The following is a 23,245-nucleotide window of genomic DNA, read 5'->3' as shown; positions in this document are numbered from 1 at the left end:
GGGCCTCAGCTGAGCAGCCGCTGAAGGTTAGTGGCCACCGAGCGCACGGCCGCCCGCGCCGTGGCGTAGGCCATCCGCATCGGACCCACGAGGGCCACGTGGCCCTGGCTGCCGTCTCCGGTGCGGTAGGCGGCTTTCACCACCGCACAGTGCCGCAGTGCCGGATGGGGATGCTCGGCGCCGATCCAGATGCTGTCAGTGGCCAGGTCGTCCTCCGGCTGCAGGACCCGCTGGGGCTCCTCCTCCACCAGCTGCAGCAGGGGGCGCAGGGCGGCGGTGCGGCTGAATTCGGGCTGGGCCAGCAGACCCCCCAGTCCCAGGGCCATGGCGCCGCCCCTGGCCTCGGCGCTGGCCTGGCGATGGCTGCGCAGGGCCTGTCGCACCAGGGTGGCACTGCCGCTCAGCTGGGAGGGGAGCCCCTCCCAGCGGATCGTGCCGGCCGGGGTCTGCAGCAGCTCCGCGAGCAGCCAGCGCTCCAGGGCCGCCATCTCGGGGGCGATCCCGGCAGGGAGGTGGAGATTGAGGCTGCTGGTGAGCAGCGCGTTCTCCACCAGCACCACCAGCAGCCTGTCACCGTTGGGCACCAGCCGGATCGCCTGCAATCGGGGTTCGGCGCACTGCGGCCGGGTGATTAGGCTCAATAGACCGGTGAGATCGGCCAGACGGCGGGCCAGGTGCAGCAGCAGGTCGTCGAGGGCGGCCCACTGCAGGCTGAGGCCGAGCAGTTCCCGCTCCAGCTGCAGGGCGCCGGCCCCGGGGGAGGGCAGCAGCGCGTCCACGAAGAGGCGGTAGCCCTGCTGGCTCGGGATCCGGCCCGCCGACGGATGGGGCTGCACCAGCAGCCCCAGCTGCTCCAGCGCTCCCATGGCGGAGCGGACGGTGGCCGGACTGGCGGGAAAGCCGAAGCGCCGCACCAGGGTGAGGCTGCCCACCGGTTCCATCGTGTCGACGTAGTGCTGCACGGTGGCCTGCAGCACCTGCTGTTGACGGTGGGGCAGGGTGATCAACCGCGACGGGCCGGGGGGGACTGGCCGTGATCGTACGGAGAAAAGGGGGAACGGGGCCGATCCCGACGCAGCGGGTCACCGATCCGGTCCAGGCCCCGGGGTCAGTAACGCGGCACGGATGGGTCCACCTCCACGCTCCAGGCGTCGATGCCGCCGTGAAGATTGGCCACGTCGGCGAAGCCCTGGGCCTCGATCAGCCAGCACCCGAACTGCCAGCTGCGGATGCCGGCGTGACAGAGCACCACCACCGGTTGATCCCGCCTGAGCAGGGTGTCGATCTGCCCCGCCCACTCCGCCGAACCGCTCAGGGGCAGGTGGATCACCGGATGGGGCAGGGCCGCCAGGGACAGTTCGGCCGGTTCCCGCACGTCCACCAGCTGGAGGGGCTCGCCGGCGGCCAGGCGCTGCTCGAGATGGGTGGCCCGCAGCGTGCTGGGGCCCTGGGCGGGATGGGTCGGGGCCGGCTCAGGCATCGGGTGGGGGCTTCGGTGGGATGTCAATGGGGGCCGCCATGCATAAAGATGAGGCCACTCCTGCGTGCGGCGCATGAAGGCCCGCCCCTTTCTTGCGGTCGTGCTGACGATGGCACTGCTCCTGGTCGGACTGGGGGCGGCCGGCTGGTGGGTGGCGCTGCGCCAGAGCCCACGGCGCCTGCAGGATCACAGTCTGCAGTTGCCGCTTGCGGCCCGGTTCGTCCCCCGCACCGCCTCCCTGAGCGTCCATCTGCTGGTGCCGCCCGACCGGCTGGCCGCCTACGCGCGCGTCGTGGCCCCTCCGCGCCAGCGGCGGCAGGCGGGCGCGGCCCTGACCCGCCTGCGGGATGGTGCCTTCGCCAGCGCCGGCCTGGATTACACCACTGAACTGGCCGGCTGGCTGGGATCCGAAACCAGCCTGGCCGTGCTGGCCCCCGAGGGCCTCGGCGGCCCCACCGGCTGGCTGCTGGCGCTGCGCAGCCGGGATGCGGAGGGAGCCCGCCGGTTCCTGCAGCGCTTCTGGCAGAGCCGGAGCCTGGCCGGCTCCTCCCTGCAGATCAGCAGCTACCGGGGCATGGGTCTGATCAGTGGGCGGGGCGCCCTGCTGGGTCAGCCCTCCACGCCCCTGGCCACGGCCCTGATCGAAGACCGGCTGGTGCTGATCGCCTCCGGCCGCGGAGTGCTGGAGCAGGCCCTGGATGTGTCCCAGATCGATGAACTCAATCAGGCGGGCAGCCCCGCCCTGCGGGCCTCGGTGGGCCGGTTGGGCCCGGGGATCGCCCTGATCACCGCCCGCCCCCAGACCCTGAGCGACTGGTTCGACAGCCCGGAGGCCCTGATCGGTCCCGAGGAGGCGGTCACCCTGGTGGCGGCCCTCGCTCCCGCCGGTTCTGCCCTGGATCTGGAGGCCGAGCTGACCCTGCGGGAGCCCCTCTCCGTGCCCAGCCTGGAGGCCTCGTCGGACCGGCTGGAGGATGGGCTGCGCGGCCCCCTCCGCAGCCTGGCGCTGGTGCAGAACCCCGCCGCCCTGCTCGCAGAAGCGGAGTCCGGGCAGGGGGATCTGGAGCGCTGGCGAGCCCTGGTGGGTGTCCCACTGGAGCGGATGCTGCTCCGACTCGGCGGCCCCCTTCCCCCCCTGGTGGCGGCCGCCGATCCGGGCCCCCTGCTCTGGGGGGAGCACCCCGACGGCTGGGTGATGGCCACTGGAGCGGATCAGCCGTCGGCCCAGCGGCTGGAGCCTGAGCTCAGCCGATTGGGCTTCATCCTGGCCCCGCTGGAGCGCTCGGGGCGCACCCTCGAGGTCTGGACGCGGCTTCAGGCCCGCACCGGCCGGGGGGATCCCGATCGGCTCGTGGCGGATGTGGCGGGGGCGCGGCTCGAGCATGAGGGCACGGCCTGGTGGGGCAAGGGACTGGGGGCTCTGGCCGACCAACTGGAGGACCGGCCGCCGCCGCGTCGGCGTCTGGCCCAGCTCCGCTCCCTCGAAACGCCGTCCGCCCCGCTCCAGTGGGCGATGGATTCCGAGACGGCCCGGGCCCTGCTGACCCCCTGGCAGCCCTGGCAGCTGCTGACGGGCCTGGCCGCCAGCCCGATCGGATCCCGGGTGCAGGGGCTGGCGCTCAGCCTCGACGCCAGGCCCCTTGCCGGGGAGGCGCCCCCCACGGCCATGGGGGCGGACCCGGCCGCGGCCGCTCTGGTGCTTCGCGCTCGCCTGGAGCTGGGCTGAGACCATGCCACCGCCGGAGGTGTTGCTGCTGCGCCATGGGCTTGCCCTCGATCGCGACGTGGCGGCCGCCGAGGGCCTGGCCGATCACCGGCGGCCGCTGACGCCGGAGGGGGTCCGACGCACCGCCCTGGTGGTGGAGGCACTGGTGCGGCTCGAACTCTGCTGTGACCTGCTGCTCACCAGCCCGTTGCTGCGGGCCCGACAGACGGCGCGGATCGCCCGCGATGGCGGGCTGGCCCCGGCCCTGGACCAGGAGTCCGCGCTGGAGCCGGGAGGTGACCCCCTGCCCCGGCTCGGCGCCTGGCTGGGCGATGGAACCCCCCGGCGGAGCGGACGGATCGGCCTCGTGGGACATGAACCCGACCTCAGCCTGCTGGCGGCCAGGCTCTGCGGGATGCCCCCGGGATCCCTGCGGCTCAAGAAGGCGGGGGCGGCTCTGATGGCGGTACCCGCCACCGGCCACGGCTGTCTCACCCTGCTGCTCACGCCCCGCAGCCTGTTGGGGGACCGCTGAGCGCGGTCGGCAGGGCTACGGCGGGCCCCCGGGGAGCGGACCTAGGTTGGGGAGTCGTGCTGGATCCGTAGGCCATGGTGGTGGATGCAACCCGGGCGACCGCCGCTGCCCCTGCCGGGGCGGCCGGGGAGGTCACCGTTGATGCCACCGGCGAGGCCGCGGCCATCTTCCGGCCGGGCCTCGAAGGGGTCCCGGCCACCCAGTCAGCCATCTGCGACATCGACGGCCGCGGGGGGGTGCTCACCTACCGGGGCTATCCCGTCGAGGAACTGGCCGCCCAGAGCAGCTTCCTCGAAACCACCCACCTGCTGATCTGGGGCGAGCTCCCGACCGCCGAGCAGTTGCGGGCCTTCGAGCAGGAGGTGCAGATGCATCGCCGGGTCAGCTTCCGCATCCGGGACATGATGAAATGCTTCCCGGCCGACGGGCATCCGATGGACGCCCTGCAGTCGAGCGCCGCGTCCCTCGGCCTCTTCTATTCCCGCCGGGCCCTCGATGACCCCGGCTATATCTTTGACGCCGTGGTGAGGCTGATCGCCAAGATCCCGACCATGGTGGCGGCCTTCCAGCTGATCCGCAAAGGTCAGGACCCGATTCAGCCCCGCGACGATCTTCCCTATTCGGCCAACTTCCTCTACATGCTCACCGAGCGGGAGCCCGATCCCCTGGCGGCGCGCATCTTCGATGCCTGTCTGATCCTTCACGCCGAGCACAGCCTCAACGCCAGCACCTTCAGCGCCCGCGTCACCGCCAGCACCCTCACCGATCCCTATGCGGTGGTGGCCTCGGCCGTGGGGACCCTGGCCGGGCCCCTGCACGGCGGCGCCAACGAGGATGTGCTGGCCATGCTCGAGCAGATCGGCAGCGCGGAACGGGTCGAGTCCTACCTGGAGCGGGCCATCGCCGAAAAGCAGAAGATCATGGGTTTCGGCCACCGGGAATACCGGGTGAAGGATCCCCGCGCCGTGATCCTGCAGGGTCTTGCCGAGCAGCTCTTCGATCGCTTCGGCCACGACGCCATGTACGACGTGGCCCGTCGGCTGGAGGAGGTGGCCTCGGTGCGTCTGGGCCCGAAGGGGATCTACCCCAACGTGGATTTCTACTCCGGTCTGGTGTACAGGAAGCTCGGCATTCCGCGCGACCTGTTCACGCCGATCTTCGCCATCGCCCGGGTGGCCGGCTGGCTGGCCCATTGGAAGGAGCAGCTCGGCGCCAACCGCATCTACCGGCCGACGCAGATCTATACCGGATCCTGTGGCCGCCGCTGGATGCCTCTGGATACCCGCATCCCCGGCGCAGGCGTTTAAGTTGCCCCTACCTCCGCCGAACCGGGAGCCGACACGGTGTTGATGTTCACGGCACCAGCCCCTCTCCACTCCCCCGCCCCCGCCCTGGCCAGCGTGGGGGTGGGCCTTGACCTCCAGACCAGTTTCACAAGCACCCTGGAGGGCCTTGGACTCAGCCAGGAAACGGCCCACCTGCTCTGGCTGCCCCTGCCCATGCTGCTTGTGCTGGTGGCGGCGGTGATCGGCGTGCTGGTCAATGTCTGGCTGGAGCGCAAGATCTCGGCCGCCGTGCAGCAGCGGATCGGTCCGGAGTACGCCGGTGCCCTCGGGGTGCTGCAGCCGATGGCCGATGGTCTCAAGCTGCTGTTCAAGGAAGACGTGATCCCCAAGCGGGCCGACGGCCTGCTGTTCACCCTTGGCCCGGTGCTGGTGCTGGTACCGGTCATCCTCTCCTGGCTGGTGGTGCCCTTCGGTCAGAACCTGCTGATCAGCGATGTGGGCATCGGCGTCTTCCTCTGGATCGCCCTCAGCAGCATCCAGCCGATCGGCCTGCTGATGAGCGGCTACGCCAGCAACAACAAGTACTCCCTGCTCGGGGGGCTCAGGGCCGCAGCCCAGTCGATCAGCTATGAGATTCCGCTCGCCCTGGCGGTGCTGGCGGTGGTGATGATGAGCAACTCGCTCAGCACCGTCGACATCGTCAATCAGCAGAGCGGCGCCGGGATTCTCAGCTGGAACATCTGGCGCCAGCCCGTGGGCTTTCTGATCTTCTGGATCTGCGCCCTGGCCGAGTGCGAACGCCTGCCCTTTGATCTTCCCGAGGCCGAGGAGGAGCTGGTGGCCGGCTACCAGACCGAGTACGCCGGCATGAAGTTCGCCCTGTTCTACCTGGGCAGCTACATCAATCTGGTGCTCTCCGCCCTGCTGGTGGCGGTGCTCTACCTCGGTGGCTGGGGCTTCCCGCTGCCGGTGGAATGGCTGGCCGGAGCCCTCGGCCAGTCCGTGGATGCGCCCCTCGTGCAGGTGATCACCGGTTCCCTCGGCATCGTGATGACCGTGCTGAAGGCCTACCTGCTGGTGTTCATCGCCATCCTGCTGCGCTGGACGCTGCCCCGGGTGCGGATCGACCAGCTGCTCGACCTGGGCTGGAAGTTCCTGCTTCCGATCGCCCTGGTCAATCTGCTCGTCACCGCCGGGCTGAAGCTGGCCTTCCCATTCTATTTCGGCGGTTGAAGCGCCATTCGGCCATCATGAGTGAGTAGAAGTACCACTCCCTCAACCCCTGCCCAGCCGGGAGCACGGCTCCTACCCCACTCCCCGGCCCCATGCTCCACCTCCCGCCCATCCACCCTTCCGACTTCCCCAGCCATGTTCGGATTCCTCCAGAAGGTCGGTGACTACACGAAGGACGCCGTTGGCGCCGCCTCTTACATCACCCAGGGCCTGTCGGTCACCTTCGACCATCTGCGCCGCCGCCCTGTCACGGTTCAGTACCCCTACGAGAAATTGATCCCCTCCGAGCGGTACCGCGGTCGGATCCATTTCGAGTTCGACAAGTGCATCGCCTGTGAGGTGTGCGTGCGGGTCTGTCCCATCAACCTGCCGGTGGTGGATTGGACCATGAACAAGCAGACGAAGAAGAAGGAGTTGAGCAACTACTCGATCGATTTTGGGGTGTGTATCTTCTGTGGCAATTGCGTTGAATACTGCCCGACCAACTGCCTGTCCATGACCGAGGAATATGAGCTGGCGGCCTTTGATCGCCACAGCCTCAACTACGACAATGTCGCCCTCGGCCGCCTGCCCACCAGTGTCAGCGACGATCCGGCGGTGGTGCCCCTGCGGGAGCTGGGCTATCTCCCCAAGGGAGAGGTCGACCCCCATGGCATCGATCCCGCCCGTCCCCGGGCGGGCCGGCTGCCCGAGCAGGTGGCGCCCGACGCCACCCAGGCCCCCGGTTCAGCCGGGTCCTCCTCATGACGATCGCCTCCACCACCCAGCTGATCTGCTTCCTCGCCCTGTCGGCCACCATGGTGATCGGGGCGTTGGGGGTCGTGCTGCTCCCCAACATCGTCTATTCCGCCTTCCTGCTGGCCGGGGTCTTTCTCTCGGTGGCCGGCCTGTACCTGCTGCTCAACGCCAGCTTCGTGGCGGCGGCCCAGGTGCTCGTCTACGTCGGTGCGGTGAATGTGCTGATCCTGTTTGCGATCATGCTCGTGAACAAGAAGGAGACCCTCGCCGAGATTCCTGGCCTCGGCCTCAGGCGGATTCTTTCCGGTGGGGTCTGCCTCGGCCTGTTCCTGCTGCTCCTGAGGGTGGACCTCACCACGCCCTGGGCCCTGCCCGGGCCCACCCCCATCGGCGACGACGCCACGGTCACCATCGGCGTGCATCTGTTCACGGATTACCTTCTCCCCTTTGAGCTGGCCTCCGTGTTGCTGCTGATGGCGATGATCGGTGCCATTGTGCTGGCCCGCCGAGATGTCTTCAGCAGTGATGTGATCACCGGCGAATCCGCCGATCAGGGCCTGATCGAGAAGGCCCGCACCCCTTTGCTACTGGACACCGATTCCGACCCCCCCGCCCTTGTGGAGACCAGCCGATGACTGCCGCCGATGGTTTCCAGGTGTCCCTCCAGGCCTACCTCGTTCTGGCGGCAATCCTGTTCTGCACAGGGGTATGGGGCCTGATCAACAGCCGGAACGCCGTGCGGGTGCTGATGAGCATCGAGCTGATGCTCAATGCCGTGAACATCAACCTGATGGCGTTCTCAAGTTATCTCGATGGGATCCAGATCCGTGGCCAGGTGTTCGCCATCTTCGTGATCACCGTGGCAGCGGCGGAGGCGGCCGTCGGTCTGGCGATCCTGCTCTCCCTCTATCGCAACCGCGAAACCGTGGATATGGAGCAGTTCAATCTGCTGCGTTGGTGACCGCTCGTCCCGTTCATGCAGCTTGAGACGGTCTGGTTGATCGTGCGGGCCGGCAGCCAGGCGGCCCACCGTCAATCCAGGCGCTGTGCGGAGGATCTGCGCGCCCAGGGCGTGAGGGTGACATCCGCGACCTCTGGCGCGGGCTCCAATCCGTTTCCGGGCCTGCTGGCCAGCGAAGCCGGCTTGCCCGATCTCACCGTGGTGCTCGGCGGGGATGGCACCGTGCTCGGCGCCGCCCGACACCTCGGTCCCCTGGATGTGCCGATTCTCAGCTTCAACGTGGGAGGACACCTCGGTTTCCTCACCCATGAACGCAAGCTCCTCGTCCTCGCCTCCGCCAGCGCCGAGGACAATCTCTGGCAGCGCCTGCGGGATGATCGCTTCGCCCTGGAGCGGCGCATGATGCTGGCCGCCGCCGTCGATCGGGGGGACGGCCTCCTCGATGGCGAAAGCTGGGACGCCGGCCCCAACGCTGAGACCGTGCACCGCGCCCTCAACGACTTCTATTTTCGGCCCTGCTTCGATGAGCTCTCCCCCACCTGCCTCCTGGAACTGGAGATCGACGGCGAGGTGGTCGATCAGTTCCGCGGTGACGGATTGATCATCGCCACCTCCACCGGCTCCACGGGCTATGCCATGGCGGCAGGGGGGCCGATTCTTCACCCCGGCATCGATGCCATCGTGGTGAACCCGATCTGCCCGATGAGCCTGTCCAGCCGCCCCGTGGTGGTGCCGCCCCGCTCCAGGCTGGCGGTCTGGCCCCTCGGGGATCCCAGCCGCCGGGTGAAGCTCTGGAAGGATGGGGCCCACGCCACCGTGATCGAGCCGGGTGAGCGCTGCGTTGTCCAGCGATCCCGCCATTACGCCCTGATGGTGCGGCTGGAACAGAATCCCTCCTACTACCGCACCCTCAGCCACAAGCTCCACTGGGCCGGTGACCTCACGGCCGCTGAGCCTTCTCCCAACTGAGCCGGTGGCAATGCTCCAGGCGCTCAACCCGCCAGTGGCGACGGAAGCGGCGTGGATCCAGGATCAGGGGCTGCTGGGGCGACCCGAGCGGCTGGTTCAGGTAGGCCTGCGCCAGCAGGCGAAGATCGGTCAGGCGAGGATGGCTCAGGAACACGGCGGATCGACGGTGGCGCTGGAGATCGAGCGGAGGTTTCTGGTCACGGGTGAGGGCTGGCGGCCCCATGTCCGCCGGTGCAGCCGGCTGCGCCAGGGCTATCTGGCGGCCTCCCCCGAAGGGGTCACCGTGCGGGTCCGGCTGCGGGAGGCCAGCCCCTCCTCTGACCTGGAAACCAGCCCGGAGGAGGGGCGCCAAGGCTGGCTCACCCTCAAAGCTGACGCCGGCGGCTTCGCCCGTCATGAGTTCGAATACCTGATTCCACCGGCCGATGCGGAGGGCCTGCTGGAGCTCGCCTCCCATCAACTGCGCAAGTGGCGGTATGGCCTCGATCTTCCGGGTGGTGACTGGGTTCTGGACCGATTCGAAGCGGAGAACGCGCCACTGCAGCTGGTCGAAGTGGAACTGGAGAGCGAGGATCAGGCCGTGGTGGTGCCCCCCTGGTGCGGGCGCGAGATCACCGACCGCCCGGAGCTCAGCAATGCGGCCCTGGCCCGCCGGCCCCTGAGCCACTGGCCCGCCGCCGAGCGCCAGCATCTGATCGATGACCTGATGCGTCCCGGGGACGGGGGCGGGCCAGGCAACCCCTAGGATATTTCAGGATTTCTTCCCTTTCTGTTCCCCCTCGCCACGGGTCCCTTGCTGTGATTGGCCTCTACGACCACCAGGGCGTGCTTCGCTTCGCCGGCCGTGATCGGGCCGACTGCCTCGACTATGCCGATCTGTTCGGTCTCAGCCCTGAGATTTACAGCCTGGAAGCGCTCAGTCCGGAGGATTCCCAGCTCCAGCGGCATGCTCCCCTGGGGGCGCTGCTGGATCCGTTCCACAGCCGCTAGCGGCCGATCAGGGCTCGCTGGCCGGCAGGTGGCAGCAATTGAAGCCGTCCCGGCAGATCTTGCCGTTGTCCATCGCCCAGTTCAGCAGACCCACGCGGTTCTTCGCCCCTGTTTTGGTGAAGATATTGCTGACGTGATTGTCTACCGTCCGCTTGCTGATCATCAGTTTGAGGGCAATCTCCTGATTGGTCAGGCCAGTGGCCACCAATTCGATGATCTCCAGTTCGCGTTCGGACAGGCTGGAGCGCAACTCGCCGAGATCGTATCGATCGGACATCCAGGCACCCAGTCCTTGGATTCCCACTGTAATCAGCGAGCGCTGCCGCATGATGGGGCCGGCCCCAGCCCCTTCCCCATTGCTGCTGCAACAGGCTCTGCGGAGCGATCAGTTCGCGGTCACGGCCGAGGTCACCCCGCCCCGGGGTGGCGATCCGTCTCGCACCCTCACGGTCGCCCGCCGGCTCAAGGGCCTGGTCCATGCGGTCAATGTCACCGACGGCAGTCGGGCCGTGATGCGCATGAGCAGCCTGGCCCTCTGCCGCCTGCTGCTGGACAACGAGCTCGAACCGGTGCTCCAGCTCGCTTGCCGGGATCGCAACCGCATAGCACTCCAGGCCGAGCTGCTCGGTGCCCATGCGCTTGGGATCAGGAACGTGCTCTGCCTCACCGGGGATCCGGTGCAGGCGGGCGATCAACCCGGAGCCCGGCCGGTCAACGATCTGGAGTCGGTGCGCCTGTTGCAGCTGGTGGATCGCTGCAACCGCGGCCTCGACCCCGTGGAGGGCCGGCTTCCCGATGGCCCCACGGCCCTCTTCCCCGGGGCGGCCGCCGACCCCCAGTCCCCCAGCTGGAGCGGCCTGCGGGAGCGGGTGCGGCGCAAGCAGGAGGCGGGGGCCCGCTTTCTGCAGACCCAGATGGTGATGGATGCCGATGCCCTGCGGCGCTTCTGCGACGAGATCACGGCCCCGCTGGGTCTGCCGGTGCTGGCCGGGGTGTTTCTGCTCAAATCGGCCCGCAATGCCCTGTTCATCAACCGGGTGGTGCCGGGGGCTTCGATCCCCCAGGCCGTGATCGATCGTCTCGCCGCCGCCGCCGACCCCGCCGCGGAGGGGGTGGCCATCGCGGCGGAACAGGTGAGCCTCTACCGCGGTATCGCCCAGGGGGTGCATCTGATGGCGGTGAAGGCCGAAGAGCGCATTCCCCAGATCCTGTCCAGGGCCGGGATTGAGCCGGTGCTGAGCGGCCGTGGGCAGGAGCTGCCGCGCCCCGCGCTCAGAGCGGGCCCTTGCTGACGGCGAAATCGGTGCCCAGCAGTTCCGCCAGGGCCTTCTGTTCCGGGGATGGCTGGGCGACGTCCTGACGCCGCACATCGGTGATCAGCCAGTCGAGGGCGGCTTCCTGCAGATCGAAGTGGTCACCGTTGCGATCGACGCAGTAGCGGCCGAACACCAGCTTCTCCACCAGCCGGACTCCCTGGCCGATGCGGGAGTAATCGAAGATGATCGAGTTGTCGATCGTGGCTCCTTCACAGATGTGACAACTCGGCCCGATCATCGCCGGTCCGATGAGGGTGACGCCCGGTTCGATCCGGCTCATGCCTCCCACATAGATCGGGCCTGTGACGTTGATGCGGTCCCAGTCGGCCGCCACATTCAGGCCGGCGAACACGCCCGGGCGCACCTCGCGTCCCGGGGTCTTGACCTGGCGGACCTTGCCCAGCAGCACACTGCGGATTGCCTGCCAGTAATCGGGCACCTTGCCGATGTCCACCCATTCGAAATCCATCGGCAGGGCATAGAACGGTGCACCTGCAGCCACCAGCCTCGGGAACAGGTCGGCTCCGATATCGAAAGGAATACCAGCGGGAATGTGATCGAGCACTTCCGGCTCGAAGATGTAGATGCCGGTGTTGATCATGTCGCTGGCGGCATCCTTGAGGGACGGCTTCTCCTGGAAGCTGAGCACCCTTGAATCAGCATCCGTTACCACCACACCATAGCTGCTGACCTGATCCTTGGGCACCCGTTTGGTGACAAGGCTGGCAAGTGCCCCTTTCTCCTTATGGCGACGCACCGCTTCGGTGAGATCAAGATCAATCAGGGCATCGCCGCAGAGCACCACGAAGGTGTCGTCAAAGAAAGGCTGAAAGGTCTGAACCTTTTTGAGACCACCGGCGGAACCGAGCGCTTCGCCGATCAGTTCGCCGTCTTCAATCCGGCCTTCGAAGCTGTAGGCGATTTCGACGCCGAAGCGCTGGCCATCGCGGAAGTAATTCTCAATCTCTGCGGCCAGATGGGAGACGTTGACCATGACTTCGGTGAAGCCGTGCTCCCGCAGCAACTCCAGCAGGAACTCCATCACGGGTTTCTGCAGGATCGGGATCATCGGCTTGGGAATCGTGTGCGTGATGGGACGCACCCGTGTTCCCTTGCCCGCCGCAAGGATCATCGCCTTCATGGGCGCCAGTCTGCTTCAGAACGGTGCCTTACACCCTAATGAAGCCCTTCAGGCCGCCCACGCTTGCCGAGCCGGCGGGGAAGCTGGCACCGGCACCGCCGCGAGGGAGGGCGAGGGTTCGACCTGGGCCTCCCGGTGGCTCCGCAGGTCCAGGGGGCCGAACAGGTCCCCCTCCTGGCGGAGGTCCACCCGGCCCTGGGAGCAGAGGAAGAGCAGGGCCCAGAACACCCCCACCCGGTCCTGGTCCAGGTCCGCCGGCGCGGCGGCGGACCAGGCCTCCACCAGTAGCTCGAAACTGACCCAGTCGCCGGATTCGTTCCAGTGCAGCAGAAACCGGCTGAGGGCCGCCGTGGTTTCGGGCAGTTTCTCCCGGTGGGCCAGGGCCGCCACCTGTTCGATCGCGGCCCGCTCGCTGTAGCGGCGCGGCCTGGGGCGATGCCGGGCCGTGCCATCGTCCTGCTCCAGGCGCTCAGCGATGGTCTCGAGCTGCCGGATCAGTTCCCCGAGCGTGACGGGCCGTTGCAGCGGGGGTGGCGCCACCGGACGCCGCAGCAGGTGCCGCTCTGGCCGGTGGGGGAGTTCGAGACCGCCGCCGACCCCCTCGGTTTCGGGGGCCTCCTCCTCGAAGGGGTCCTCCAGCAGGACCTCGACGGGGAAGGTCTGCCGCTCCAGCACTTCCGCCTTGAGGCTCACCAGCACCGAGGCGGCCAGAAAGGCTTCGCTGGTGGCCGCCAGGTCATGCTCATAGCTGCCACCTGCCGCTGCCCGGGCGGCGGAGGCCGTCAGGGCAGGTGCCAGGGCGATGCGCTGGCGCAGCTGGTCGAGAAAGCCATCGACCACGGCAATCACATCGACGTCCCAGGGATCGAGATCGCCTCGCACGGCGGCATCCTGGAGCAGACGGATCGCCAGGCGGGCGCCGGCTTCGGACACGGGGTCTCCCACTCTGGCCGCAACGTACCTGGTCCGGCCGGTGCCAGCCAGGGGCAGGCGCCTCAGCCGCCCGACGCGATCGGGCCGCCGGGGGCAGAACTCTCACCCGCCGCGGGCAGGAGGCTGAGCTGGGCATCCACCGTGGCCCGGTAGCGCTGCACATCGGCCTCGAGTTCACGGATGCGCACCTGCTGGGCTTCCAGCTCCGTCTGCTCCTGCAGCTGCTCCACCTTGCGGACCACACCCGTCCAGACGGCGAACACCCAGGCGGCGGTGGCGCCGATGCCGCCCACCACCAGGAGCATGGCGGCCAGGGGGAGGGTGGCGCAGACGCCCGGCAGGAACCGAACGGTGGTGGGGGCGGTGTTCTCCAGGGTGAACATCACCGTGGCCAGACCGAAGCTGAAGATCAGCAGGAAGTTCAGCTGACGCATGGATCCTGGCGGGGAAGGGGAACCGGTCGCGGAGTCCGCGGGGGTGGTGGCTGGGAGCGTACGCATGGTGCTTGGCTTCTCCACAGGCGGCCGGGCAACCGCAGGGTTTCGTAACCGCTCGCCGGCTCAGCGCAGGCGGGGGGCACTCAGGGGGGCGAGAAGCGGGGCCGGCGGTTTCAGCACGGCCGGGGAGAGCCAGTCGGCCGGGAGAGGCTGGCGGATCGGACCGTTGGGGTTGGGTCCGAGCACACGGGCCATGGCGGCATCCTCCCGAAGCACCAGGGCCTCGATCGAGGCGCGGTAGCTGTCGGTCATCAGCCGGGGGTAGAGGCCGATGCCGATGATCGGCACCAGCAGGCAGGAGATCACGTAGATTTCGCGCGGCTCGGCATCCACCAGTTTGGTGTGGGCGGCCAGCTCCGGGTTCTCCTTGCCGAAGAAGATCTCGCGCAGCATCGAGAGGAGGTAGATCGGGGTGAGGATCACCCCCACGGCCGCCAGGGCCGCGATCACGATGCGGAAGCTGAGGGCGTAGGCCTCGCTGGTGACGAAACCGGCGAAGACCATCAGCTCGCTGACGAAACCGCTCATGCCGGGCAGGGCCAGGGAGGCCAGGGAGCACACGGTCCAGAGGGCGAACATCTTGCGCATCTTCTGGCCCACACCGCCCATCTCATCGAGCTGCAGGGTGTGGGTGCGGTCGTAGGTGGCGCCCACCAGGAAGAAGAGGCTGGCGCCGATCAGCCCATGACTCACCATCTGCAGCATGGCGCCGCTGGTGCCGAGGGCACTGAAGCTGCCGATGCCGATCAGCACGAAGCCCATGTGGCTGATCGAGCTGTAGGCGATCTTGCGCTTCAGGTTGCGCTGGGCGAAGGAGGTGAGCGCGGCATAGATGATGTTCACCACCCCCAGCACCACCAGCAGGGGCGCGAACTGGGCGTGGGCCTCCGGCAGCAGTTGCACGTTGAAGCGCAGCAGGGCGTAGCCCCCCATCTTCAGCAGGATGCCGGCCAGCAGCATGTGCACCGGTGCGGTGGCTTCGCCGTGGGCATCCGGCAGCCAGGTGTGCAACGGCACGATCGGAAGTTTGACCCCGAAGGCGATCAGCAGGCCGGCGTAGGCCAGCAGCTGGAAGCGGGTGGAGAACTCCTTGGCCGCCAGGGTGGTGAACTCGAAGCTGGGGGTGCCGCCCCCCTGGAAGCCCATGGCCAGGGCCGCCAGCAGGATGAAGACCGAGCCGCCCGCCGTGTACAGAATGAACTTGGTGGCGGCGTACTGACGCTTCTTGGCCCCCCAGATCGCCAGCAGCAGGTAGACCGGCAGCAGCTCCAGCTCCCAGGCCAGGAAGAACAGGAGCATGTCCTGCACGGCGAAGACGGCGATCTGGCCGCCGTCCATGGCCAGGATCAGGAAATAGAACAGCCGGGGCTTGAAGGTGACGGGCCAGGCGGCCAGAACCGCCAGGGCGGTGATGAAGCTGGTGAGCAGGATCAGGGGCATCGAGAGCCCGTCGGCCCCCACCGACCAGGCCAGGCCCAGATCGGGCACCCACTCCACCCGCTCGATCAGCTGCAGCCCGGCCACCGACGGGTCGTAGCCGTTCAGGTAGGCGCCGGCGGTGACCAGGAAGGTGGTGAGCGCCACCCCGAGGGCATACCAGCGGATCGTCTTGCCATCACCCGGATCGGGAATGAAGGGGATCAGCAGGGCCGCCGCGATCGGCAGCAGGATCGAGACACTCAGCCAGGGGAAGGGGGTGGCGGCACCGGCAGCGGTCAGGGCGCCCGTTGCAACGGCTGGGTCGAGCGGCACTGGTGGGAAGCGGTTCTGGGCGGAGTGTAGAAATACGGTCTGCCTGGATCGCTCCCAGATAAGGGATGACACACACAGCGGGCCGCGCGGGAGGCCTGATCAGAAACTGCTGAAGAGCACCACCAGGGAGATCACCCCCCCGAACACGATCAGCGCATAGAACTGGGCCCGGCCGGTTTCGAAGTATTTGAGGCCCTCGCCGCTGCCCAGGGTCAGCAGGCCGGTGAGGTTCACCACCCCGTCGACCACCTTGGCGTCCACCTCCAGCACCTGGCGGGCCAGCCGGCGGCTGCCCTTGACGAACAGGGCGTCGTTGATCGCGTCGAGATACCACTTGTTGGCCAGAAAGGCGTTGATCGTGGGAAACCGCCCGGCCACCAGGGTGGCCAGATCGAGCCGGTGGAGCGCGTAGGCCAGCACCGCCACCACGATGCCGGTGGTGGAGATCGCCACCGAAGCCCCCGCCAGGGGCAGAAACTCGCCCCAGCTGAAGGCGCCGGCCATCTCCGCGGCCTCGGCCGGATCGAGCAGCGCTCCGAAGCGGCTGTTCCAGGGGGTTCCGAGCAGGCCGATCAGGGCCGAGGGGACGGCCAGCACCACCAGTGGGACCGCCATCTGCCAGCCGGATTCGTGGGGGTGGGAGGCGTGATCCCCAGGCTCCGCCTCGCCGGAGTCGGCCGATCCCCGCCCGGCCGCGGCGAGCAGTTCGGTGCGGACCGCCAGGTCGGTGCCGCGGAAGGGCCCTTCGAAGGTGAGGAAATAGAGCCGGAACATGTAGAAGGCGGTCATGCCGGCGGTGAGAAAGCCGACGGCCCAGAGCAGCGGATAGGTGTTGAAGGCCTGACCGAGGATCTCGTCCTTGCTCCAGAAGCCCGCCAGGGGAGGGATGCCGCTGATCGCCACGCAGCCCACCAGGAAGGTGATCGCCGTGACGGGCATGAACTGGCGCAGGCCGCCCATCAGCCGCATGTCCTGGGCCAGGACGGGCTCATGGCCCACCACCTCCTCCATCGCGTGGATCACCGAACCGGAGCAGAGGAACAGCATCGCCTTGAAGAAGGCGTGGGTCACCAGGTGGAACATGCCGGCCACCGGGGCCCCGCAGCCCATGGCCAGCATCATGTAGCCGAGCTGCGACACGGTGCTGTAGGCCAGCCCCTTTTTCAGATCCATCTGGGTGAGGGCCACCGAAGCCCCCAGAAAGCAGGTGATGGTGCCGATCACGGCGATCACCACCTGAACCTGGGGGAACAGGTGGTACAGGGGCTGCAGCCGGGCCACCAGGAACACGCCGGCCGCCACCATGGTGGCAGCGTGGATCAGGGCGGAGATCGGTGTGGGGCCTTCCATGGCGTCGGGCAGCCACACGTGCAGGGGGAACTGGGCCGATTTGGCCATCGGGCCCATGAACACCAGCAGGCAGAGGAGCACGGCGGCGGCATTGGGCACGCTTCCCCCCGCCACCGCTTCGGCCAGGCCAGTGCCGATCTCCTCGAAGCCGAAGCTTCCGGTGGCCCAGAAGAGACCAAGAATTCCGAGCAGGAGCCCGAAATCTCCCACCCGGTTCACCACGAAGGCCTTCTGGGCGGCGTTGGCGGCGCCGTCGCGGTCGTACCAGAAGCCCACCAGCAGGTAGGAGCACATGCCCACCAGCTCCCAGAAGACGTAGATCTCCAGCAGGTTGGGGCTGATCACCAACCCCAGCATCGAGCTGCTGAACAGGGCCAGATAGGTGAAGAAGCGCACATAGCCCTTGTCGTGGGCCATGTAGCCATCGGAATAGACCATCACCAGCAGGGCGATGGTAGTGACGAGCGCCAGCATCACGGCCCCGAGGGCGTCGACACGGAAGCCCATCTGCAGGTTGAAGCTGCCGGCGCTGGCCCAGTTGAACAACATCTCGGTGGCGGGAGCACCGGCCAGCTGTTCGGCCAGCACCGCGAAGCTCAGCACCGCCGCCGCCCCGACACAACTGATCAGCAGCAGGGCCACCGGCTTGCGCAGCCGGTTGACGGTGCGGTTGAAGCTGATCAGGCCGAGGCCGGTGATCGCGGCCCCCGCCAGGGGCAGCACGGGAATCAACCAGGCGAGTTCAGCAGCCGACGTCATCCAGCTCCGGTTACGGGCCCACGGAGTGTAGGCAGCCTCCCCCGGCCGGTCGCACTCTGTGTGGGACCGAGATCAGGGGCCATCCGCCCGGCCTGTGCGCCTGTCAGCACACTGGCTCAGCCCAGCCAGGCGCCCAGTGGTCCGGCCAGGAAGGCCTGAGCGGCCAGGCCGAGGAAGCGGTGGCTCCACCAGATCAGGGCGATGGCGATGGCGATGCCCAGTTGGGCGGGCCTCAGGAACTCGGCCCAGACCAGCTGCTGGCGACCGTCGAGGACGGCGCGGAAGGGCAGGACGGAGGTGCTGGCGTTCAGCTCCTCGAAGGCCGCCCCGAAGCGGGCGCGCAGCCTCCGGTCACCGTGCCAGATGGCGAAGAGATGGTGCCCGATCAGCCCCGCGCAGGTGACCAGCATGAAGCTGCTGCCGATCCAGAGCAGGTGGGTGGCGCACCAGAGCACCTGGCCCACCGCCTGGGGATGGCGGCTGATCCGGATGATGCCGCTGGCGTAGAGGCGCACCTGGGGCCGGAGCAGCGCGGGGATCTCCAGCAGGTTGTAGGTGGCGGGGTAGAGAAAGAAGAAGCTGATCGCCGTGCCCACCCAGATCAGCGGAATCAACCCCGGAGTGCCCTGCAGGTTCCAGAGCCGGAGGCCCTCGTAGCGGTGGGCGATGAAGAAGCCCACCAGGACCACCGCCGCCGGAATGCTCACCGCCGCGAACAGCAGCCGCCAGGCCCGTGCCCCCACCCGCGCTTCGGCCCAGGGCCTCAGGGCGGCGCCGCCGCTGTGGAGCACGGCGAACCCCAGCAGCAGGGCCAGCATCATCAGGCTGGAGCGATGGGGGGCCAGGGCCAGCCGCAGGGGTTCTCCCCCGCTGCCGGCGAAGGCGGGGATCAACAGGGCTAGGCCGGGAAGGGGCAACGGCAACGGGCGGCCTCGGCAGGGGCAGAGTCTGGCGGAGCGCCTGTGACGGCTGGGCTGGGGAGCCAGTGGTGCAGAGGGTTTCCTTCTAGAGTCCACGGATCCAGCCGGAGCCAGGCCCTGCCGAGCCCACCCCATGGCTGATTTGCCCTTCACCCTCGATCAGCTTCGAATCCTGCGGGCCATCGCCAGCGAGGGCAGCTTCAAAAAGGCTGCCGACAGCCTCTACGTCACCCAGCCGGCGGTGAGTCTGCAGATCCAGAACCTCGAGAAACAGCTGGATGTCTCCCTGTTCGATCGGGGCGGTCGCAAGGCGCAGCTCACCGAGGCGGGCCATCTGCTGCTCAGCTACTGCGACCGGATCCTCAGCCAGTGCCAGGAGGCCTGCCGGGCCCTCGATGATCTCCACAACCTCCGGGGTGGCTCCCTGATCGTGGGGGCCAGCCAGACCACGGGCACCTACCTGATGCCCAGGATGATCGGCCTGTTCCGCCAGAAGTATCCCGATGTGGCGGTGCAGCTGCAGGTGCACAGCACCCGCCGCACCAGCTGGAGCGTGGCCAACGGCCAGGTGGACCTGGCCATCATCGGTGGTGAGCTGCCATCCGATCTGGGAGATCTGCTGCAGGTGGTGCCCTACGCCAGTGACGAGCTGGCCCTGGTGCTTCCGGTCAAGCATCCGCTGTCCCGGCTGAGCGAACTGCACAAGGATGATCTCTATCGGCTCGGGTTCGTCTGCCTCGATGCCCAGTCCACCACCCGCAAGATGGTGGACCAGCTGCTGGCCCGCTCCGGGCTGGATGTGGGACGGCTCAAGATCGAGATGGAGCTGAATTCCTTCGAGGCGATCAAGAACGCCGTGCAGAGCGCCCTCGGTGCGGCCTTCCTGCCGGTGGTGTCGATCGAGCGGGAACTGGCGACCGGCAGCCTGCACCGCCCGGTCGTGGCGGATCTGCTGGTGCGGCGCCAGCTCAAGCTGATCTCCCATCCCGCCCGCTACTGCTCCCGGGCCTCCGAAGCCTTCCGCCGAGAGGTGCTGCCCGTGTTCGCCAGCCCGGACAGCCCCCTGAGGCAGCCCCAGATCCGGGTGCCCGTCAGCAGCGAGGCCGTGGCCGGCGCTCAGAACTGATCGGCTTCCGGGGTGATGCCCACCGAGTCATCGGCGGCGCCGGCGATGCCCCTGGTCTGGAACTTGTTGCCACTGATGTCGGTCTGATAGACACAGCGCACGATCGGTCTGTCACGGATGGAGCCGATGTAGGCGAAGGTATTCATGCGTTGCTTGCACTGGCGCATCTGCTCGGAAGTCACGGCGCCCTCCTTCTGCAGCACGCTCCAGTTCTCCCGCCGGATCACACAGCCGGGTTGCAGGGTGGGCTGGGTCACGAAACTGCTGCTCGGGTTCATGGTCGTGTAGAGCTCCACGTCCATCACGAAGGCGCTGGCTCCCCATTGCTTGCAGAATTCCGGGTCCGGCACGGCCAGATCCAGCTGCTGGCTGCTGGCGATGTTGCCCTGGTTGCCGGGGGTGTTCGTCGACAGGGCTGTGCCGATGCCGATGCCCAGCACCAGCACGCCGGCCAGAACGGCGATGGTGGCCACGTTCATCTGAATCGGAGCGCCGCCGCCGCCGTTGCCGCCCCCTCCCTTGCCGCCGCCCCCCCCATTGCCGCCGTTGCCGGAGCCGGCGGTGCGGCCGTTGGGCCTGCGGCCGCGGGGGCCGTCGTCGTAGGGGTCATCGCCGAAGCGCTCGTCGCTGAGGTAGCGATCACGGCCGTTGGTGGCGTAACCGGTTCCGGTCCGCCCGCGTGGGGCCTTGCGGCCCGGGGGGTCGAAGCGGGAGCGGCTCACGAGGCGTCGGGGTTGCGGGGCAGACCCATCGAATAATTCAGGACCCGGGCCGTTGGGTTGTAGCGGAGTGACCCGGCCTGCAGGAGCTGGCGAATCGTTCCCTCGAGCTCGGAGCCGATGCGGCGCAGGTTGTATTCGCTGAGCTCTTCCCCGGCGAAGGAGGCCACCAGCTCCCGGAAGCGCTGCTGCACCGTGCCCAGCACCGCCTCGTTCCAGAGGAACTCGTTATCGGGGTCAAGATCCAGGGTGAGGCGGCCAGGATCGGCCAGCAGCTCACCGTCTTCGACCCGGGCGGTGAAGATCCGCACGTGGCGGGTGGTGGACTTGAGCAGGCTGTCGGCGGCCATGGGGAGGGGGTGCGGGAGAGGGGGGATCACGCTGGAACCGACTTTAGGAACTCCCCGGCCGGCGCTGGCTGGGCCGGCCCTTTTAAGGTTGCCCCTCTCCCCGTTCACCCCCATGCGCGTCGCCATCGCCGGAGCTGGCCTGTCCGGTCTCTCCTGCGCCAAGTACCTCTGCGATGCGGGCCATACCCCCGTGGTCGTCGAGGCCCGCGGCGTGCTCGGCGGCAAAGTGGCCGCCTGGCAGGATGAGGACGGTGATTGGTACGAGACCGGTCTCCATATCTTCTTTGGCGCCTATCCCAACATGCTCCAGCTCTTCGCCGAGCTGGGCATCGAAGACCGGTTGCAGTGGAAGGAGCACGCCATGATCTTCAACCAGACGGACGTGCCCGGAACCTACAGCCGCTTCGACTTCCCGGATCTCCCCGCCCCCCTCAACGGCGTGGCGGCCATCTTGGGCAACAACGACATGTTGAGCTGGCCCGAGAAGATCCGCTTCGGCCTCGGCCTCGTGCCCGCCATGCTGCGCGGCCAGGCCTACGTCGAAGACTGCGACCAGTACTCCTGGACCGAGTGGCTGCAGTTGCACAACATTCCGGAGCGGGTGAATGATGAGGTGTTCATGGCCATGAGCAAGGCCCTGAACTTCATCAATCCTGATGAGATCTCCAGCACGGTGGTTCTCACTGCCCTGAACCGTTTTCTCCAGGAGAAGAACGGCTCGCAGATGGCCTTCCTGGACGGCAATCCCCCCCAGCGTCTCTGCGAGCCCATCGTGGAGTCCATCCGCTCCAGGGGCGGGGAGGTCCATCTCGACAGCCCGCTGCGGGAGATCCAGCTGGGGGACGATGGGGCCGTGGTCGGGTTCCGCATCGCCGGCATCAAGGGCCAGGAGCCCCGGGAGATCGTGGCCGATGCCTACGTCAGCGCCCTGCCGGTCGACCCGTTCAAGCGGCTGCTGCCCGAGCCCTGGAGACAGCTCCCCTTTTTCCGCAAGCTGGATGGCCTGAACGGGGTTCCGGTGATCAACATCCATCTCTGGTTCGACCGCAAGCTCACCGCCATCGACCATCTCCTGTTCAGCCGCTCCGCGCTGCTCAGCGTCTACGCCGACATGAGCAACACCTGCCGGGAGTACGCCGACCCGGAGCGCTCCATGCTGGAGCTGGTCTTCGCGCCGGCCGCCGAGTGGATCGGTCGCAGCGACGACGCCATCGTGGAGGCCACCCTCCAGGAGCTGCAGCGGCTCTTCCCCGACCATTTCACCGGCGACGACCAGGCCCGCCTGCGCAAGGCACGGGTTGTGAAGACGCCGCAATCCGTTTACAAGACGGTGCCAGGCTGCCAGCAGCTCAGGCCGTCGCAGGACACGCCGATCCCCAACTTCTTTCTGGCCGGTGACTACACCATGCAGCGCTACCTGGCTTCGATGGAGGGGGCCGTGCTCAGCGGCAAGCTCTGTGCGGACGCCGTGAGCCGACGGTGCTCTCCCGCCCCCGTGGCGCTCTGAGTGTGCTGAGTGCCCCCCCCACGGTCCCCTGCGGTGTCCTGCCGAGTCTGGATGAGGCCTACGAGTCCTGTCGCGCCGAAACAGCCCGCTGGGCCAAGACCTTCTACCTCGGCACCCTGCTGATGCCGCCGGCCAAGCGGCGGGCGATCTGGGCCATCTACGTGTGGTGCCGGCGCACCGATGAACTGATGGACAGCCCCCAGGCCCAGGGGCTGCCGGTGGACCGGCTGGCGGAGCGGCTGGATTGCTGGGAGGAGCGCACCCGTGCCCTGTTCGCCGGCAGGGTCCAGGACGGCCTCGACCTGGTGCTCCATGACACCCTGGCGCGCTATCCCCAGCCCCTGCAGGCCTATCTCGACATGATCGAGGGCCAGCGCATGGACCTCCAGCGCCATCGCTATGCCAGCTTCGCCGACCTGGAGCTCTACTGCTACCGCGTGGCCGGCACCGTGGGGCTGATGACCCAGGAGGTGATGGGGCTGGACACCGCTTACACCTCGGCCCCCTGGAGTGCCCCACCGGACACCTCGGCCGCCGCCGTCGCCCTCGGCATCGCCAACCAGCTCACCAACATCCTGCGGGATGTGGGAGAGGACCGCGGCCGCGGACGGATCTACTTGCCGCTGGAGGATCTGGAGCGTTTCGGCTACAGCGAGGCCGAGCTGATCGCCGGCACGGTCAACGACAACTGGCGCGCGCTGATGGCCTTTCAGCTCAGCCGGGCCCGCCACTGGTTCGCCCGCTCCGAGGCCGGGGTGCGCTGGCTGGCGGCGGATGCCCGCTGGCCCGTCTGGGCCTCCCTGCGGCTGTATCGGGCCATCCTCGATGGCATCGAGCGTCTCGACTACGACGTGTTCAACCACCGGGCCTACGTGCCGCGGGCCTTCAAGCTGCTTGACCTGCCCCGCTCCTACCTGATCGCCCAGGCCCGCTGAGGGCACTCTCGCTCCGCTCCCATGGCAACGGGGCCCCGGAACC

The 23,245-nt window shown here is 68.0% G+C and carries 25 protein-coding genes; 14 read left to right on the top strand and 11 right to left on the bottom strand.

Annotation, left to right across the window (positions count from 1 at the left end; genetic code table 11):
* Nucleotides 1-5 precede the first annotated feature (5 nt).
* The gene (locus tag ACWJI7_RS11910; protein WP_479938177.1) at nt 6-1,007 is read right to left on the bottom strand and encodes an HrcA family transcriptional regulator; all 1,002 of its coding nucleotides are present in this window, start codon (nt 1,005-1,007) and stop codon (nt 6-8) included.
* A 101-nt stretch (nt 1,008-1,108) separates the two neighbouring features.
* Complete coding sequence (locus ACWJI7_RS11905; protein ID WP_479938176.1) at nt 1,109-1,480, bottom strand: rhodanese-like domain-containing protein; 372 nt, start codon at nt 1,478-1,480, stop codon at nt 1,109-1,111.
* 73 nt (nt 1,481-1,553) lie between these two features.
* Between ACWJI7_RS11905 and ACWJI7_RS11900 the strand changes: the two genes are divergently transcribed.
* The 10 genes from ACWJI7_RS11900 to ACWJI7_RS11855 all read left to right on the top strand — a co-directional run bounded on the left by ACWJI7_RS11900 (nt 1,554) and on the right by ACWJI7_RS11855 (nt 9,897).
* Complete coding sequence (locus ACWJI7_RS11900; protein WP_479938175.1) at nt 1,554-3,206, top strand: DUF3352 domain-containing protein; 1,653 nt, start codon at nt 1,554-1,556, stop codon at nt 3,204-3,206.
* 4 nt (nt 3,207-3,210) lie between these two features.
* Nucleotides 3,211-3,720: a SixA phosphatase family protein gene (locus tag ACWJI7_RS11895; RefSeq protein ID WP_479938174.1), complete on the top strand. Its 510-nt coding sequence runs from the start codon at nt 3,211-3,213 to the stop codon at nt 3,718-3,720.
* Between the two features lie 74 nt (nt 3,721-3,794).
* Nucleotides 3,795-5,027 (top strand): citrate synthase, encoded by a 1,233-nt coding sequence (locus ACWJI7_RS11890; protein WP_479938173.1) that lies wholly within the window; start codon nt 3,795-3,797, stop codon nt 5,025-5,027.
* A 93-nt stretch (nt 5,028-5,120) separates the two neighbouring features.
* Nucleotides 5,121-6,239: an NADH-quinone oxidoreductase subunit NuoH gene (gene nuoH, locus ACWJI7_RS11885; protein ID WP_479938212.1), complete on the top strand. Its 1,119-nt coding sequence runs from the start codon at nt 5,121-5,123 to the stop codon at nt 6,237-6,239.
* 135 nt (nt 6,240-6,374) lie between these two features.
* Entirely contained in the window at nt 6,375-6,986 is a 612-nt protein-coding gene (gene ndhI, locus ACWJI7_RS11880) for an NAD(P)H-quinone oxidoreductase subunit I (RefSeq protein ID WP_479938172.1), read from the top strand.
* Nucleotides 6,983-7,612: an NADH-quinone oxidoreductase subunit J gene (locus ACWJI7_RS11875; RefSeq protein ID WP_479938171.1), complete on the top strand. Its 630-nt coding sequence runs from the start codon at nt 6,983-6,985 to the stop codon at nt 7,610-7,612. The genes ndhI and ACWJI7_RS11875 overlap by 4 nt, the downstream gene beginning before the upstream one ends.
* Nucleotides 7,609-7,938, top strand: coding sequence for an NADH-quinone oxidoreductase subunit NuoK (gene nuoK, locus ACWJI7_RS11870; RefSeq protein WP_479938170.1), 330 nt, complete (start codon nt 7,609-7,611; stop codon nt 7,936-7,938). Before ACWJI7_RS11875 ends, nuoK begins: the two co-directional genes overlap by 4 nt.
* A gap of 15 nt (nt 7,939-7,953) precedes the next feature.
* On the top strand, nt 7,954-8,907 hold the full coding sequence (locus ACWJI7_RS11865) for an NAD(+) kinase (RefSeq protein WP_479938169.1): 954 nt from the start codon (nt 7,954-7,956) through the stop codon (nt 8,905-8,907).
* Nucleotides 8,908-9,073: 166 nt separating this feature from the next.
* Nucleotides 9,074-9,652: a CYTH domain-containing protein gene (locus tag ACWJI7_RS11860; protein ID WP_479938211.1), complete on the top strand. Its 579-nt coding sequence runs from the start codon at nt 9,074-9,076 to the stop codon at nt 9,650-9,652.
* 53 nt (nt 9,653-9,705) lie between these two features.
* Nucleotides 9,706-9,897 (top strand): hypothetical protein, encoded by a 192-nt coding sequence (locus ACWJI7_RS11855; RefSeq protein WP_479938168.1) that lies wholly within the window; start codon nt 9,706-9,708, stop codon nt 9,895-9,897.
* A 7-nt stretch (nt 9,898-9,904) separates the two neighbouring features.
* Here the strand turns inward: ACWJI7_RS11855 and pedR are convergent, their stop codons facing one another.
* Nucleotides 9,905-10,174 (bottom strand): photosynthetic electron transport-dependent transcriptional regulator PedR, encoded by a 270-nt coding sequence (gene pedR, locus ACWJI7_RS11850; protein WP_479938210.1) that lies wholly within the window; start codon nt 10,172-10,174, stop codon nt 9,905-9,907.
* Nucleotides 10,175-10,226: 52 nt separating this feature from the next.
* Here pedR and ACWJI7_RS11845 point away from each other — a divergent pair, with 52 nt between their 5' ends.
* A complete protein-coding gene (locus ACWJI7_RS11845) occupies nt 10,227-11,189 on the top strand; it encodes a methylenetetrahydrofolate reductase (RefSeq protein ID WP_479938167.1) in 963 nt (320 codons plus the stop codon).
* Here ACWJI7_RS11845 and ACWJI7_RS11840 read toward each other — a convergent pair.
* The 6 genes from ACWJI7_RS11840 to ACWJI7_RS11815 form a co-directional block, all read right to left on the bottom strand.
* Nucleotides 11,170-12,354: a sugar phosphate nucleotidyltransferase gene (locus tag ACWJI7_RS11840; RefSeq protein ID WP_479938166.1), complete on the bottom strand. Its 1,185-nt coding sequence runs from the start codon at nt 12,352-12,354 to the stop codon at nt 11,170-11,172. The genes ACWJI7_RS11845 and ACWJI7_RS11840 overlap by 20 nt on opposite strands.
* A 48-nt stretch (nt 12,355-12,402) precedes the next feature.
* Nucleotides 12,403-13,287, bottom strand: coding sequence for a segregation/condensation protein A (locus ACWJI7_RS11835; RefSeq protein WP_479938165.1), 885 nt, complete (start codon nt 13,285-13,287; stop codon nt 12,403-12,405).
* 62 nt (nt 13,288-13,349) lie between these two features.
* On the bottom strand, nt 13,350-13,721 hold the full coding sequence (locus ACWJI7_RS11830; protein ID WP_479938164.1) for a LapA family protein: 372 nt from the start codon (nt 13,719-13,721) through the stop codon (nt 13,350-13,352).
* Between the two features lie 126 nt (nt 13,722-13,847).
* A complete protein-coding gene (locus ACWJI7_RS11825) occupies nt 13,848-15,536 on the bottom strand; it encodes an NAD(P)H-quinone oxidoreductase subunit 4 (RefSeq protein ID WP_479938163.1) in 1,689 nt (562 codons plus the stop codon).
* Nucleotides 15,537-15,635: 99 nt separating this feature from the next.
* A complete protein-coding gene (locus ACWJI7_RS11820) occupies nt 15,636-17,645 on the bottom strand; it encodes an NAD(P)H-quinone oxidoreductase subunit 5 (protein ID WP_479938162.1) in 2,010 nt (669 codons plus the stop codon).
* Between the two features lie 116 nt (nt 17,646-17,761).
* Nucleotides 17,762-18,466: an NnrU family protein gene (locus ACWJI7_RS11815; RefSeq protein ID WP_479938209.1), complete on the bottom strand. Its 705-nt coding sequence runs from the start codon at nt 18,464-18,466 to the stop codon at nt 17,762-17,764.
* A 232-nt stretch (nt 18,467-18,698) separates the two neighbouring features.
* On the opposite strand from ACWJI7_RS11815, the gene ACWJI7_RS11810 reads away from it, so the two are divergent.
* Entirely contained in the window at nt 18,699-19,691 is a 993-nt protein-coding gene (locus tag ACWJI7_RS11810; protein WP_479938161.1) for a LysR substrate-binding domain-containing protein, read from the top strand.
* Here ACWJI7_RS11810 and ACWJI7_RS11805 read toward each other — a convergent pair.
* The gene (locus ACWJI7_RS11805; RefSeq protein WP_479938160.1) at nt 19,682-20,413 is read right to left on the bottom strand and encodes a DUF3172 domain-containing protein; all 732 of its coding nucleotides are present in this window, start codon (nt 20,411-20,413) and stop codon (nt 19,682-19,684) included. The two genes, ACWJI7_RS11810 and ACWJI7_RS11805, sit on opposite strands and share 10 nt — an antisense overlap.
* A complete protein-coding gene (locus ACWJI7_RS11800) occupies nt 20,410-20,760 on the bottom strand; it encodes an NAD(P)H-quinone oxidoreductase subunit M (protein WP_479938159.1) in 351 nt (116 codons plus the stop codon). Before ACWJI7_RS11800 ends, ACWJI7_RS11805 begins: the two co-directional genes overlap by 4 nt.
* A 112-nt stretch (nt 20,761-20,872) precedes the next feature.
* On the opposite strand from ACWJI7_RS11800, the gene pds reads away from it, so the two are divergent.
* Nucleotides 20,873-22,267 carry a 15-cis-phytoene desaturase gene (pds, locus tag ACWJI7_RS11795; RefSeq protein ID WP_479938158.1) on the top strand — a complete coding sequence of 465 codons (1,395 nt, stop codon included), beginning with the start codon at nt 20,873-20,875 and terminating at the stop codon, nt 22,265-22,267.
* The gene (locus ACWJI7_RS11790) at nt 22,264-23,202 is read left to right on the top strand and encodes a phytoene synthase (RefSeq protein WP_479938208.1); all 939 of its coding nucleotides are present in this window, start codon (nt 22,264-22,266) and stop codon (nt 23,200-23,202) included. The genes pds and ACWJI7_RS11790 overlap by 4 nt, the downstream gene beginning before the upstream one ends.
* The last annotated feature ends 43 nt before the right edge of the window (nt 23,203-23,245 follow it).

It is taken from the genome of Cryptocyanus atlanticus LEGE 06306, assembly GCF_056633155.1.
The sequence above is the reverse complement of the archived record's forward strand: the minus strand, read 5'-3'. Positions and strand labels throughout refer to the sequence as shown.

Excerpts from the sequence above, each read along its gene's own strand:
- ACWJI7_RS11905 (WP_479938176.1), bottom strand. The coding sequence starts at position 1,480 with ATGCCTGAGCCGGCCCCGACCCATCCCGCCCAGGGCCCCAGCACGCTG.
- ACWJI7_RS11900 (WP_479938175.1), top strand. The coding sequence starts at position 1,554 with ATGAAGGCCCGCCCCTTTCTTGCGGTCGTGCTGACGATGGCACTGCTC.
- ACWJI7_RS11895 (WP_479938174.1), top strand. The coding sequence starts at position 3,211 with ATGCCACCGCCGGAGGTGTTGCTGCTGCGCCATGGGCTTGCCCTCGAT.
- ACWJI7_RS11890 (WP_479938173.1), top strand. The coding sequence starts at position 3,795 with ATGGTGGTGGATGCAACCCGGGCGACCGCCGCTGCCCCTGCCGGGGCG.
- ndhI (WP_479938172.1), top strand. The coding sequence starts at position 6,375 with ATGTTCGGATTCCTCCAGAAGGTCGGTGACTACACGAAGGACGCCGTT.
- ACWJI7_RS11875 (WP_479938171.1), top strand. The coding sequence starts at position 6,983 with ATGACGATCGCCTCCACCACCCAGCTGATCTGCTTCCTCGCCCTGTCG.
- nuoK (WP_479938170.1), top strand. The coding sequence starts at position 7,609 with ATGACTGCCGCCGATGGTTTCCAGGTGTCCCTCCAGGCCTACCTCGTT.
- ACWJI7_RS11865 (WP_479938169.1), top strand. The coding sequence starts at position 7,954 with ATGCAGCTTGAGACGGTCTGGTTGATCGTGCGGGCCGGCAGCCAGGCG.
- pedR (WP_479938210.1), bottom strand. The coding sequence starts at position 10,174 with ATGTCCGATCGATACGATCTCGGCGAGTTGCGCTCCAGCCTGTCCGAA.
- ACWJI7_RS11845 (WP_479938167.1), top strand. The coding sequence starts at position 10,227 with ATGGGGCCGGCCCCAGCCCCTTCCCCATTGCTGCTGCAACAGGCTCTG.
- ACWJI7_RS11840 (WP_479938166.1), bottom strand. The coding sequence starts at position 12,354 with ATGAAGGCGATGATCCTTGCGGCGGGCAAGGGAACACGGGTGCGTCCC.
- ACWJI7_RS11830 (WP_479938164.1), bottom strand. The coding sequence starts at position 13,721 with ATGCGTCAGCTGAACTTCCTGCTGATCTTCAGCTTCGGTCTGGCCACG.
- ACWJI7_RS11820 (WP_479938162.1), bottom strand. The coding sequence starts at position 17,645 with ATGACGTCGGCTGCTGAACTCGCCTGGTTGATTCCCGTGCTGCCCCTG.
- ACWJI7_RS11815 (WP_479938209.1), bottom strand. The coding sequence starts at position 18,466 with ATGATGCTGGCCCTGCTGCTGGGGTTCGCCGTGCTCCACAGCGGCGGC.
- ACWJI7_RS11810 (WP_479938161.1), top strand. The coding sequence starts at position 18,699 with ATGGCTGATTTGCCCTTCACCCTCGATCAGCTTCGAATCCTGCGGGCC.
- ACWJI7_RS11800 (WP_479938159.1), bottom strand. The coding sequence starts at position 20,760 with ATGGCCGCCGACAGCCTGCTCAAGTCCACCACCCGCCACGTGCGGATC.
- pds (WP_479938158.1), top strand. The coding sequence starts at position 20,873 with ATGCGCGTCGCCATCGCCGGAGCTGGCCTGTCCGGTCTCTCCTGCGCC.